We start from the raw sequence: 13,380 nt of genomic DNA, 5'->3' as shown, positions 1-13,380 counted from the left end.
ATTGCATGTAACCAAAAAAGAATAACTTCTTTTTATATTGATAAGGTGGAATTAGTAGACGAAGAAAAATAACTATTAAATGGAAAAGAGGCTGACTAATATGCTAACAATTGTGAAGGGACCGTACTTGCAATGGCCAACTGGAAATTCGATAACTATCATGTGGGAAACATCAGGGCCTGCATCATCTTATGTGGAAATTTTGTTGACTGAAAGAATACATAGCGGCTATCACGGAAATTACAAGAAACCGGAACATGTACGGGCAACTGTTAGTAAAGAGGAGTATTCAACGATCCATCAAATTAAGGTCGAGCAATTGGAGCCAAGCACTGTTTATTTTTATAAAATACGTTCGGAGAATGAGCAGGATGAGACCGAAGCTGGTCCTCATTTCCTCAAGACTGCTGTGCGAGAGGGTGAGTCGTTTTCTTTTACGGTGACGAGTGAAACAGGCGGATATAGCGGTTTTGATCAATCCAACGGGCAAATTAATCGGAATATATTCAGTCAAATGCAAAAATATCGCCCTGATTTTTCCTTATTTGTTGGAGATATTGTTAACGACGGCCATCAATACGAAGATTGGGAAAAGTATTTCTTCGGCCCGGGAAAGGAGTTTTTGACGAATACTCCTTTTTATAGCTGCTTAGGCAATCATGAGGATAATGCTTCGTTTTACTATGACTTTTTTGCGTTCGATTTCCCCAAAAATTATTACTCCTTCGATTATGGAGATGCTCACTTTATTTGCTTGGACAGTACACAATTTGTTAATCGTGAAACGTATCCAAATAGTTCAGGTAAGATGGCAGCTGGAAATGATCAATATGATTTTTTAGTTCGTGATTTACAAGCAACCTCTGCAAAATGGAAAATCGTTTTTTTTCATTATCCTCCATATGTATCGGGTGGTTATCAGGTGGAGGATTTGCGACAATTAAGCCCTTTATTTGAGCAGTATGGTGTTGATTTGATTATTAACTCTCACACCATTGTGTACGAACGAAGCCACCCGATCCATAATGGGAAGATCGATTTGGATAATGGAGTCATTTATGTAGTTGCAGGCGGTGCAGGCGCTATGCCGGAATGGCTATTGCCGAAAAGAGAGTGGCATACCGCACAATCGTTAGCTGTACCCCATTTTCTTCAAGTCGTTACGACTGCTAATTCGATGGAACTGCAGGCAATAGACGAGCAGGGAAGACTATTTGATAAATTCCGCATGTTAAAGGATTCTTTGGGCAAAAGAATACACGTTTAATGACGATTATGCTTAACTTCTAGGTGCCCAAAGCATAATCGATACTCCGACAACACAAACAGCGGCTCCGATCCAATCATACATATCAGGTGTTCGTTTATCTACCAACCATCCCCAAAACACAGCTAGAACGATGAATACACCACCATAGGCTGCATAAACTCTTCCAAATGATGGGAAGCTCTGAAATGTCGGGATAATCCCGTATAGTACGAGGATTACACTCCCTGTAATACCATACCAAAAGGGCTTGGATTCTCTCAGCCAAAGCCAAACGAGATATCCCCCGCCAATTTCAGCAAGCCCTGCTATTAAAAAAATAAGTATAGATAACAACAATTGCGTTTGCTCCTTTCAAATCACCTTCATGAACATATTATAGTCTAGAAACAACCCACAAAATCATATAAGCAGCTGGAACAAGAAATAGTTGTGCAACAATCGTTCCTAGCAGTCGAGACAGCATGAGGAGAGCAAATATTTTATTCAAGGCTGCAAGCTTTTTTTCTCCTTGTATAACTTTATCGGTCAGAAGACCGATGTGGGGATCGATAAGTAGAGCAAGCATGACAGTCGCTATCCCATTAATTAGACCAGATGCCTGATCAGCCGCAATCGAGTGTTCTTTAGTTAGAGAGGAAGCTAGCAAAGCCGCTAGTACTCCAATAGTATAGATCGCCGTAACGATTACGTTCAATAGAAATAATCGTTTCGGAACACCGCCAATTCTCAAACGTGAGAGCATCTCCAATTTCGGAAGACGGAAGTGAGAGCGTGAATTTTTTATTTTCTGAATGGATACCGTCGTGCGAAGCAGACCAGGGATAGAGCCTGCTGCTTCCAAGTGGACAATAACTCTTCTAGCGAGCAGCACTGCGGAAGGAAACGCTAGAATGGCCGCCAGTGTTCCTAGTCCAGCGCATATGATTATTGTGCGAAGCTGCTCAATCAGAGAATTGTCCATAGAGTGTCTAGCAGAATCGATGAGTGTTCCCATCAGCGGCGCTTGCACCATGTTGGCGGTTCGAGATATCAGCAAAATAATACCAGTCAGCGATATAGCAATGGCCAGTTTCCCAAAACGTACCCCCGCCAATCGAAGTGAGTAAGTAATGGTCTCTGCAAAATGAATGATAAATGTGAAGCTGCTGATTAGGAAGATTTGTTGGAGCATCGTCGCACCTCATTTTTTTTATAATGATACGAATTAACCTTCTTCCATTTAAGAGGAAATGCAGCGATAGATAAAGTGAAACTATCATTTGGGTAATTTCTTATTTAATGCAATGTGAAAATTAGAACCAGCTGAATGAGCATATTTTAGCTCAACATGTTTGACAGAAATGATATCGGTTTGCAACTAATAAGGTTGGATAAGCGTCTAATTTGAAAAATACATAAATGGTAATGTAAGTAAAAATGAAGACTGGAATCAATTTGAATTGCAGAGGTGTTTTCGTGGAAATAGGTATGAAGGTATTAATATTTATGTTCATTATAAGTTTAAGTGCTCTTATGTCCTGCAATCATGATGATGCTCAGCGAGTAACAACTGAGAAAAAAGTAGAACAACTGAGTGAAGGGCCTTTAGCATTAAAACAAAATATGCAGCTCCTCTTTAGTAAGAAAGAGAGAAAATCTTATACGGCTTTTAAAAAAATAACAGATGATGAAATTGCAACTCAATTGTTGAGCTGCTTTGCAAAAGTAGAGTGGATAGATGCCAAAGCAGACATGGCAAGGGAACCCGACTATAAGTTAAAAATAATCAATACGGACCCAACTATTTCTTTTGAGCCGATCACCTATGCTTTGTGGCGTACTCCGATAACAAAAAGCTTTGAAGTGATCATGGAAGGCCATAATAAGTACGGTAAATTATCGGAGAGCGATAGCGAAATAATGTTCGCTATATTATCTTCACTTTAATTAAAGGAGTGAATGTCAGTGCTGAAGCAAATGCGTCATCGTCCGGTTAAGCGCTCGAAGGCGAGGCTGATAGCAGGCAAATGGTGGTTTACTTCTAAACGATATGCGAGATGGTGGCTGCTAACCCGTAAAGGAATGGCTAAGGAAAGGAAAAGCGATCATCTTCCTTATGTCATTTTCACTCACGCTACACCGCTAATTCGAAAGCTGCTTAATGTGGACATGTGGCTGCACATGAACAAGGTCATTAATCTGAAAGCAGCAGCGGGTCAGCTTGACGGTATTATTTTGAAGCCGGGAGAAACCTTTTCTTATTGGCGCACGATTGGTAAACCGACCAAAAGAAAGGGCTATGTAGATGGAATGGTACTCTATTATGGGAACTTTAAGACGGGGATTGGAGGCGGACTTTGTCAGATGTCCAATTTAATTTATTGGATGACCTTGCATACGCCACTTATCGTTTCAGAACGTCATCGTCATAGCTATGATGTGTTCCCGGATGCAGGAAGAACACAGCCTTTCGGCAGCGGAGCAACCTGTGTATATAATTACTTGGATTTGCAAATCCACAATACAACTCCTCATACCTACCAGCTTCGAGTACGTGTGACTGACGATGAATTAATAGGAGAATGGCGTTCCACTGCTTCTTCTGATCTCCAGTATGAAGTATATGAGAAAGAACACCATATAGCATCCCAGCCTTGGGGCGGTTATTTGCGGAGCAATGTTATTCATAGGTATATTCGAAATAGTGAGAATGAGATTATTTTGGACGAATATGTGACCGAAAATCAAGCGTTGATGATGTATGCTCCACTGCTTGAGCAGTCCTAAACGAATAGGACGGATTAGATTAGGCGACCCTATTGCTATCAAATAGTGGAAGACAGGTGGTCGTATCATGCTGCGTCATATTGTGATGAAGGTTGTTCTCGTTTTGCTAAGTCTTACACACACTGAAGTTATGGCATCCGAGGCAACAGCTAAGCATGCCGAACCTTCGTATGCGAAGTGGGGGAAGCTGGCTTTGCAGGAAGCTTCCAACGCATACCAGGATGCGTCAATATTGGATTATAAGTATGAAGGCAGACATAAGCTTGATCATGGACAAGCAGAGGAACGTTTCGTGCTTTGGGTTCGCAAGGACTCACGTGAATTTGGCGTAGAAGTCCGTATTAAAATAAATGCCAGTTCGGATGAGCTCATTCAAGTTGGCATGAAGGAACTGACACAGAAATAATTTGAAACAAGAGCATAGGCTTCTCCGTATGAGCTATAAATGAAATCATAGGCTTCAAGTTGAAGCGAGAGGAGAATGAATATGTTAATTTCGACAACGCCGACGATTGAAGGACGTCCAATTCAGGAATATGTAGGAGTAGTTACCGGCGAAGCCATTATGGGGGCCAACGTTGTTCGTGATTTTTTAGCATCGATTACTGACATTATTGGCGGACGCTCCGGCGCTTATGAAAGCAAGCTGAAGGAAGCGCGCGATGTCGCGATTAGTGAAATGAAGGATCAAGCATCAAGACTGGGAGCAAACGCGATTGTTGCTATTGATATTGATTATGAGGTTATTCGGGAAGGTATGCTGATGGTTGCGGTAAGCGGTACGGCTGTTCGGTTATAGGCTGAATATAGAAATAACAAAAAAACGGGAAACTTTCGTAATTTATGGGCTTCGCTCATGATCTCGAGCGTTTCTCATTTTTTTGTATCTTTCTGAATCAATTGGAAAATAAAGCAACCTTTCACTCGCGAAATTCGTTAAAATAAGGATGATCTGTAATATGCATACCAAAACGAGAGAGGGGTCAGAAGGTGAACCGATTATATCCAATAAGAAGTCGAGTCGTCGCATTAGCGGTCGCACTCTTCGTACTAGCCGCTCTAATGCTGCTGCCTTGGAAAGCGCAGGCTGCTCCACAAGGAAATGGAATTAAAGTGGAGTCGAAGGCAGGCTTTCAGGGCTACATGAAACAGAATGAATGGTTTCCGATTAGACTATCATTAACGAATATGACCGATAAAGATTTAAAAGGAGATCTAGTCATTTCTGTCGTTTCCGGCAATAACGGAAGTGTGACGGATTATTTGGTTTCTGTGGAGCTGCCAATAGGGACAGCGGTGAAGACAACGGTTGGTGTTCCAGGTGATGTGCTCAATAAGGACAATAATAAAATAACTTTTTATAAAAATTCATTTAATGATAAGGAAACGATTCCGCTTATTGGCAATGATTACATAGATATAAAACAAACAGGCAGCTATACGATAGGTGTCATTTCAAGAGATCCGGATACGCTTAATTTCATGCCTACTCTAAATCAACGCGGCTATGATATTAATGTCATTCCGATTACAGAAGAAGAGCTGCCGGAAGACCCGCTATTGCTTGATATGTTAGACACACTTGTTATTAATGACACCGCTACCTCTGGCTGGAGTGAACGAAAGGTGAAGGCCATTAATGAATGGGTTCATCTGGGCGGTTCTCTGGTTCTGTCCGGCGGAGCTGGTTACAGTAAAACCGCAGAAGCCTTCCAGTCCTTAGTTCCTGTTCAAGCAGGAGGCGTGTCAGAAATCAGTTCTGCGTCGGCGCTCTCTAATTTCAGCGGGAGCGACATGGATTTGAAGCTGACTAAACCTATCACTATATCAACCGGAAACCTAATAGATGGACAAATAGAGCTGGCTGAGGATGGTGTGCCATTAGCTGTCACTCGCAAGATAGGATTCGGAAAAGTTGTATTTGCCGCATTCGATCCATCATTAGAGCCTTTATCCACATGGTCTGGCAGCGCTATGCTCTGGGCCAAGCTGCTTCAGCAGCATGCCAATCCGATCAATGGAGGCATGATGTACCGCTCCGGCAATATGTATTGGAATATGCAAAATATTATCGATCAATTTCCATCCATCAAGCCTCCTCATTTTTCACTGCTGCTACTTATGTTTGTTGGTTACATGGTTGTTGTCGCACCTGTGCTTTATATCATTTTGGCGAAAACAGATCGCAGAGAATGGGCGTGGTGGGTTATTCCTTCTCTATCTGTCATAACGGCTGTTTCCATCTTTTACTTTGGCGCTGAGGATAAGCGCACTTTGTCTGCACATACGGTTGAAGTAATAGAACTGACTGGCCAGGGCGACGGCGTTCGATCAGGTGCGACCGGAATATTCGTACCCACTGGCGGTAAAATCAGTATGAATTTTGATGAAAAAAGGGGCTTAATAACCTATTCATCTGACTTACAGCAAGGTGGTTTGACACTATCGGGAAAAACGCAGGTTGTTTCGGAAGAAGATTCCACTACCGTTGTATGGCGTTCTGTACCGTATTGGTCCACTCGCAAAACGTGGTTGGAAAAAAGGCTCATAGAAGGTGGAGCAGGACAGTTTGCGGTTGTCTATAAGCAGGTTCAAGGCTCCGGCTCCGTACAACTAACGATTAAAAATGAAACCAAGTCAGATTTAACAAATGTCTCTGTGCTTATAGACGGTCAATCTAAATCGATGGGTGATTTAAAGGTTGGAGAATCCGGCCAAGTCGTAATTGCAAGCACTCAAGCACAGCCGTTTGGTTATAATTCTTATGGACAAGGGGTATTCCCCTATTCATCCAATCGGTCAAATGATGTCTACAGCAGGCAGCGAGAACTGGTAGATAATTATATGAATATGAATAATAACGGTATTGTAGCTCCTTCTCCTCTTATTGTTGGATTTAGCATCGATCATGAGGCGGGCTATACGGTGAATGGAAATGATGTGAAAACAGACCATTTGATCATGTGGACTCAGAAGCTAAGTGAATCGTATATAGACGGCAATAGAGCAATCATTTCAGTCGGTTCTCTTAAACCTATCATTATCGAGAACAAATTGCAGAGAATGGACAACTATGGAAACGGCGTTATTTCTATGGGCGCGGGAGAGCTCATCTTCGAATACGAAATTCCGAACACTCAGGATGTAGCCTATGACAAGCTAGATATTAGGCTTGATAACGGCTTTAATAATCAAAATCTGGCTTGGAGCGTTTGGAATGATGCAAGCGGTGAATGGATGGATACAGCATCAGTCGATGTTGATCATGACCCAAGTTCATTATTAATTCAACATCATACTTTGCGCATGAAGGTAACGGTTACAGCTGATGCGGATGTCACCCTGCCACAAATCGGACTGGAAGGAGAGGTGAAGAAAAAGTGAATGCAAATGACGAGATTGAAATTATAAAAGTAGAAAATAAAAATGCGAAATATAACAATTCCAATAACACGAATCTACATTTGAATGCAGAGAGCAAGAAGGAATCGGATTCTAAGGTTGAATCGAAATTAGATATTCCGATGATTGAGATTAAGGGACTCGCCAAATCATTCGGAACCTTCGATGCTCTCAAAGGAATTGATTTGACGATTGCGAAGGGGACTGTATTTGGTTTTGTCGGACCAAATGGTGCGGGGAAATCAACAACGATGTCGATATTGGCAACTTTAATGGCACCGAGCTCAGGGTATGCGAAGGTGGATGGCTTCGACGTCACAGAGTACCCTCATGAGGTGCGCAAGCGAATCGGTTATATGCCGGATTTCTTCGGGGTGTATGATCAGTTTAAAACAGTAGAGTATTTGCATTTCTATGGAGCCAGCTATGGCATTCCGAAAGCGGAGCGGGAACAGCTTATTCCTCAGCTGCTGGAGCTTGTTAATTTAAGCGACAAAAAGGACGCTTATGTGGACACTCTCTCGCGCGGCATGAAGCAGCGACTTTGTCTGGCGCGCTGCCTTGTACATGATCCAGAGCTGCTCATATTAGATGAGCCGGCATCAGGTCTTGATCCACGCGCACGAATAGAAATGCGTGAAATTTTGCGAGAGCTGAAAGCAATGGGCAAGACGATTATTATTTCATCTCATATTTTGCCGGAGCTTGCCGAGATGGTAGATGAGATTGGTGTAATTGAGCATGGACAAATGATTGCGCAAGGAAATGTGTCGGATATCCAAAATAAATTGCGAGTGAAACGCTTTTTGCATATCCGATTAATGGGTCGTGAGGAGGAAGCAGAAGTTTTTTTGCGAGACCGCCCTTTTGTGAATCGGCTCCTACGGGACGAGCGCGGAATTCAAGTTCATTTCGGCGGACAGGATGAAGAGCAGGCGGAGCTTCTGCATGATTTATTCGCTGCAGGCTTCAAGCTGGTCTCATTCAGTGAAGCGCAAACGAACTTGGAGGATGTATTTCTAGAAATTACAAAAGGAGGCGACGCACTTCAATGAAGGAGCAAGCAGCAGGAAGAAGCGGCGGAATGAGCTGGCGAAACAAGCTGATCAACCCGGTACTGAACAAAGAATTCAAGCTAAGAATGCGCTCGCCCCGTGCGATGTGGACGCTATTTTTCTATTTATTCGCAATCGGCTTGATGGCGCTTAGCGCCATATATTTAACACAATTAAATTCGCGCGGCAGTCAGGGATTTAACCCGGAAGAAAGCAAGCTTTTGTTTTATTTTTTGAGTATGGCCCAGCTTGGGTTGATTGCGTTTATGGCTCCCGGCCTTACGGCGGGTGTTATTAGCGGGGAACGTGAGAAGCAGACGCTTAATTTACTGCTTACGACTCAACAAAGCTCAGCGACCATCGTATTGAGCAAGCTGGTATCCTCGCTTAGCTTTATGATCCTTATTGTCATTGCTACAATCCCTGTCTACAGCATGATGTTTCTATATGGCGGAATTTCGCCAAAGCAGCTGTTTCTCATTTTCTTATTTTATTTATTCATAATGGTCGTGCTTGGCTCGTTCGGCATCTTGTTTTCTTCACTTTTTAAACGGACGATGATTTCCGTCATTGTGAGCTACGGCGTGACACTGTTTATTTTTGGAGGCACAGCGATTTTGTTTTTCGTGTTAGTTGGCATGATGAGTCAGGCAGCAACGCAGCCAATTGCGAATACGTACAGCTGGATCGGACATGTGATTGCTTGGAATCCCGTTGCAGCATTGTACAGTATTTTGGAACCTTCTATATCAGAGCAAGCTTTTACCGTTAATATGGGGAATTCATCTGTTAAACGGGCTCCAATAGAGCTGTGGCAGGAATTTATGATTATATATTCTGTTTTATCTGGATTATCTCTATGGTTAGCCATTAGAAAGCTGCGTCCGAGTCTTAAACGTCGCGGCATGTAAAGCATGGCGCAAAAGATGTATATAGACCTAATCGTACTTAAATGAAAACGATCTAAGGAGGGCGGTTATGCAGAGTAGATCGCTACTTCAGTTGCTGCGGCCGGTACGACAGAGGCTTACTATGTTTTCGGTTAGCCGCTTGTCGCTGATAGGTTTGCTGGGTGGCGGCGCTGCGGGATTATTGCTGCTCGGTGCGAGCAGGCTTTGGCCTATACTCCATATTAAGCTGATATGGTTCGTGGTTGTATGTATAGGATTAGCAGCCGGCATAGCGATCGGAATATGGAAGCGGGCTACGCTGAAGGAAGCTGCAAGAGCGATGGATCGTCATGATACGGAGGATGCGATTACAACCGCGCTTGAGGGCATGCTGCGAGAGGACGGCGAAACACCGCCAATTGTGCTTTGGCAGCGCGAAGGTGCGATAGAGGCCGCGGAGCAATATGTGAGCAGATTGCGCACACGTATGCCATGGCCGGCTTGGCCTCGCTGGCGTTCACTTGTTTATGGCGCAGCAGCAGTCTGGATACTGACGGCAGCGCTGCTCGTCATGCCTAATCCGCTCGATGAGCGTGCGGAAGCGCTGGCTCAGGCGAAGAACCGCCTGGAGGCTATGGAGCGCGAGGCGGAGAAGCTTGCCGAGCAGGTACAATCTGCGGAGCTGCCGAAGGAAGCGAAGCAAGAGCTGCTTAAGCCGCTAGAGGATCTGCGAAGCCAGCTTGATGCGAATAGCGGCGATTCTCTTGAAGCGCTGGAGCAGCTGGAGGCTGCGATAAGTGAGCTTGAGCAAATCGCGGAGGCGGCGGAGCAAGCCGCGAAGCGGATGGATGCAGCGGCGAAGGCGATGAGTCATGAGCCGACCTTGCGGCAGCTCGGTCAAGCTCTGCAGGACCGAGACGCCGCAGGCATGCGGCAAGCGATCGACGATATGCGATCGCAGCTGCAAAGATTGTCGCCAGAGCAGCGTGAAGCGCTGGCGGATGCACTTGAGCGGCTGGCAGCAGAGCAGCCGCAGGAAGAGGGCGCCGCACAGCTTGCGGCGGCGCTTGAACAGGCGGCGCAGCAAGCGCGCGCCGCAGGTGCTGCCGGGGCGGCGGATGGCGAATCCGCCCCGGGCAGCGGCAGCGACGGCGATGGACTCGCCGCGCTGGAGCAATCGCTCGCCCGCGAATTATCGCAGGGCGAGCTGGAGCGGCTGGCCCGTTCGATGGCGCGCCAGCTGGGGCAAAGCGGGCAGCAGCTTGCTCAGCAGCTGGCTGCGCAGGGCGGCGCAGTGCCGCCGGCATGGTCCGGCGCTGCAGCCGCTGGCGGTGGTGCCGCAGGATCAAGCGGCACTTCTGGAGCAGGCGGCCAAGCTGCGGGTTCAGCCTCTAACCCAAGTTCTAGCTCCGGCTCCGGCTCTAACTCTAGCTCGGGTACTAGTAGCTCCGGGTCTTCGGGCACAAATACTGGCTCTGGATCTGGATCTGGATCTGGATCTGGCTCTGGCTCTGGCACAGGCTCGGGATCTGGCTCGGGCAATGGATCTGGATCGGGGTCTGGCTCTGGCTCAGGTTCAGGTGGTCAAGGAGCAGGAACAGGCATAGGTAGTCGGAATCTGGTGACTACGCCGCGCAATATGGCAGGCAGCGGAAATATCCAGCAGGATGGAGGACCTTCTTCTGGCGGCCAAACGGAAACGGGCGGCAACTCTCCAATGCTTGATGGGACGACAAGACCTTACGAGGAAGTTTATAACGAATATGCAACAGAGGCGAAGCAATCGCTCGGACGCTCGCAGCTTCCAGATAGCATGCAGGAGAAGGTAAAGGAATATTTCGAACAAATTCAACCGAACCGTTAATGGAGGGAACCGATTTGATTGAAACAAAAGCGCAATTAGAATTAGCTTCCGCACGAATTGCTGCGTTGAAAGATGAAATCGGACGTGTTATTGTCGGTCAGCAAACGGTCGTGGAGCAGCTTCTTTGGTGTTTGCTTGCAGGCGGTCACGCATTGCTTGAAGGTATTCCCGGCCTTGGCAAAACGATGCTGGTAAGAACCGTCGCGGATACGGTAGCGCTGCAATTTTCACGTATACAATTTACGCCTGACCTAATGCCTTCAGATATTACAGGTACGACACTGATCGATTTCGGGGCGCAAGGAACGACATCGCATCGTTTCCAGCCTGGTCCAATATTCGGTAATCTAGTGCTCGCTGATGAAATAAACCGTGCAACCCCTAAGACACAAAGCGCACTTCTGGAAGCGATGCAGGAGGGCACCGTAACAGCGGGCGGAGAGTCGCATCAATTGCCGAAGCCTTTCTTCGTGCTGGCAACGCAAAACCCAATTGAGCAGGAGGGAACATATCCGCTGCCGGAAGCGCAGCTCGATCGTTTCTTACTTAAAATAGGAGTAGAATACCCAAGCCGAGCTGAGCTTAAGCAAATTGTGCAGCGAACGACATCGCTTGAGCAGCCTAAAGCATCTGTCATGATGACTGCTGCTGAGCTGATGGAATTACAGCTTGCCGCCAAACAAATGCTAGTTGCCGAAGATATTCTCGATTTGGCTGTAAAAGTTGTGATGATGTCGCATCCCGGTGAGTCTGACGCCCCTGACGAAATTAAGCGGTATGTTCGATTTGGGGCAGGACCGCGTGCGCTGCAGGCAATTATCTCGGTTAGTAAAGTAAGAGCATTAACGTCAGGAAGGCTGCATGTATCTTGGAATGATATTTGCCAAACTGCGCTGCCCGTCCTTCGCCATCGTATTGTGCTTAGCTATGAAGCGCAGGCGATGGGACTCTCAAGCGACAGAATGACCGAAGCTATCCTTCAAAAAGTAGAGGCAGAACGATGACCGACAGCTTAGACAACATACGCTTGCCAATATCAAACACGCTGTCCGCCGAAGATTCGCTTAAGCTGTTGTTTCCAGATGTCTCGCTGCTTTCGCAGCTAGAGAGAATGAGAATTGCTGCTGGAACGAGGATAAAAGGAATGCTGGCGGGCAAAAGACGATCAAGCTCGCTAGGTGGTTCTCAGGAATTTGCGGATTACCGTCCCTACGCACCTGGAGATGACATCCGCCGTCTGGATTGGAATGTTTATGGCCGTACAGGCAGAGCCTATATGCGTCAATATTGGGACGAGCAAGAGCTTCATGTCAGTATGTATGTTGATGTTTCCCGTTCTATGAACTTTGGAGGTGGGAGGAACAATAAGCTGCATTATGCCGTTAGATTTGCAGCCTGTGTAGGCTATGCCGCGCTGAGCGGTGATGATCGTGTATCCATTAAACTATTTGCCGAACAAATCCAAAAGGAGCTCCCGCCGCTGCATGGACGTGTTTCTTCAACTAAACTATTCCAGTTTCTCGCTGAAGCAATGTCAAGAACAGAACAATCCGAACCGCGCAAAGGGAATATGGAAGCAGCATGGGGAATGTCAGCGCTAGACTCAAGCATGGCGGCTCCTTTCAAAGTCGCTGGTGCTCTTCCAAGACGTTCAGGTGCTGCATGGATTTTCACCGATGCGATGTTCGAGCATGGTGTAGAGGAGACCATCATCTCTCTGCTGGCAGCAGGCCAGAGAGTTGTACTTGTTCATCTTTTGTCTCCGGATGAGCTTAGTCCGGAGCTTAACGGCGAGCTTAAGCTTATCGACAGCGAGCTTGGAACGGGCAAAGAAGTTGCTATCGGTCATAAGATTCTAACAGATTATCGGCAAGCCGTCGGAAATTATCGCAATGAACTGCAGCGAATATGCGCTGAGAGAGGCGTCGTTTATATTTTTGTCAATACGGAAACTCCGCTTGAGCAAACAGTCAACCATACACTGCTTTCTGCTCAGGTGCTTAATCGATAATTCATTATTTTTTACATATCCGCATGAAAACTAATTTTCCATCAAATTACTGGAAAACAGAATTCACGAGTAAGATTAGCTGGAGTTTTTCCCTTTAGTGTTAATTAGAGAGGAGGGAACGG

13 protein-coding genes are annotated in these 13,380 nt (G+C 45.9%); 11 read left to right on the top strand and 2 right to left on the bottom strand.

Features of this window, described 5'->3' with window-relative positions:
* Positions 1–100: 100 nt before the first annotated feature.
* Entirely contained in the window at positions 101–1,267 is a 1,167-nt protein-coding gene (locus CEF13_RS16045) for a purple acid phosphatase family protein (protein ID WP_102711941.1), read from the top strand.
* Positions 1,268–1,279: 12 nt separating this feature from the next.
* On the opposite strand, the gene CEF13_RS16040 is transcribed toward CEF13_RS16045, so the two are convergent.
* A complete protein-coding gene (locus tag CEF13_RS16040; protein ID WP_102711939.1) occupies positions 1,280–1,606 on the bottom strand; it encodes a YnfA family protein in 327 nt (108 codons plus the stop codon).
* A 37-nt stretch (positions 1,607–1,643) separates the two neighbouring features.
* Positions 1,644–2,441, bottom strand: a complete 798-nt coding sequence (locus CEF13_RS16035; RefSeq protein ID WP_102711937.1) for a lipid II flippase Amj family protein — start codon at positions 2,439–2,441, stop codon at positions 1,644–1,646.
* A 284-nt stretch (positions 2,442–2,725) separates the two neighbouring features.
* Here CEF13_RS16035 and CEF13_RS16030 point away from each other — a divergent pair, with 284 nt between their 5' ends.
* The 10 genes from CEF13_RS16030 (at position 2,726) to CEF13_RS15985 (ending at position 13,258) form a co-directional block, all read left to right on the top strand.
* Positions 2,726–3,196, top strand: coding sequence for a hypothetical protein (locus tag CEF13_RS16030; protein ID WP_102711935.1), 471 nt, complete (start codon positions 2,726–2,728; stop codon positions 3,194–3,196).
* Positions 3,197–3,226: 30 nt separating this feature from the next.
* Positions 3,227–4,036: a VanW family protein gene (locus CEF13_RS16025; protein ID WP_102716399.1), complete on the top strand. Its 810-nt coding sequence runs from the start codon at positions 3,227–3,229 to the stop codon at positions 4,034–4,036.
* Positions 4,037–4,103: 67 nt separating this feature from the next.
* A complete protein-coding gene (locus CEF13_RS16020; protein WP_102711933.1) occupies positions 4,104–4,442 on the top strand; it encodes a DUF3889 domain-containing protein in 339 nt (112 codons plus the stop codon).
* Positions 4,443–4,523: 81 nt separating this feature from the next.
* Positions 4,524–4,835, top strand: a complete 312-nt coding sequence (locus CEF13_RS16015) for a YbjQ family protein (RefSeq protein ID WP_102711931.1) — start codon at positions 4,524–4,526, stop codon at positions 4,833–4,835.
* Positions 4,836–5,026: 191 nt separating this feature from the next.
* Positions 5,027–7,420: a hypothetical protein gene (locus tag CEF13_RS16010; protein WP_102711929.1), complete on the top strand. Its 2,394-nt coding sequence runs from the start codon at positions 5,027–5,029 to the stop codon at positions 7,418–7,420.
* Positions 7,421–7,560: 140 nt separating this feature from the next.
* On the top strand, positions 7,561–8,493 hold the full coding sequence (locus CEF13_RS16005) for an ABC transporter ATP-binding protein (protein WP_102716398.1): 933 nt from the start codon (positions 7,561–7,563) through the stop codon (positions 8,491–8,493).
* Positions 8,490–9,404: an ABC transporter permease gene (locus CEF13_RS16000; RefSeq protein ID WP_243864330.1), complete on the top strand. Its 915-nt coding sequence runs from the start codon at positions 8,490–8,492 to the stop codon at positions 9,402–9,404. The genes CEF13_RS16005 and CEF13_RS16000 overlap by 4 nt, the downstream gene beginning before the upstream one ends.
* Positions 9,405–9,471: 67 nt before the next feature.
* Positions 9,472–11,247, top strand: coding sequence for a hypothetical protein (locus CEF13_RS28835; RefSeq protein WP_166742712.1), 1,776 nt, complete (start codon positions 9,472–9,474; stop codon positions 11,245–11,247).
* Complete coding sequence (locus CEF13_RS15990; RefSeq protein ID WP_102711927.1) at positions 11,247–12,251, top strand: AAA family ATPase; 1,005 nt, start codon at positions 11,247–11,249, stop codon at positions 12,249–12,251. The genes CEF13_RS28835 and CEF13_RS15990 overlap by 1 nt, the downstream gene beginning before the upstream one ends.
* Positions 12,248–13,258, top strand: a complete 1,011-nt coding sequence (locus tag CEF13_RS15985; RefSeq protein WP_102711925.1) for a DUF58 domain-containing protein — start codon at positions 12,248–12,250, stop codon at positions 13,256–13,258. Before CEF13_RS15990 ends, CEF13_RS15985 begins: the two co-directional genes overlap by 4 nt.
* Positions 13,259–13,380 lie beyond the last annotated feature (122 nt).

This window comes from Paenibacillus castaneae, from assembly GCF_002884445.1.
GTDB classification, from domain to species: Bacteria; Bacillota; Bacilli; order Paenibacillales; family Paenibacillaceae; genus Pristimantibacillus; species Pristimantibacillus castaneae.
The sequence above is the reverse complement of the archived record's forward strand: the minus strand, read 5'-3'. Positions and strand labels throughout refer to the sequence as shown.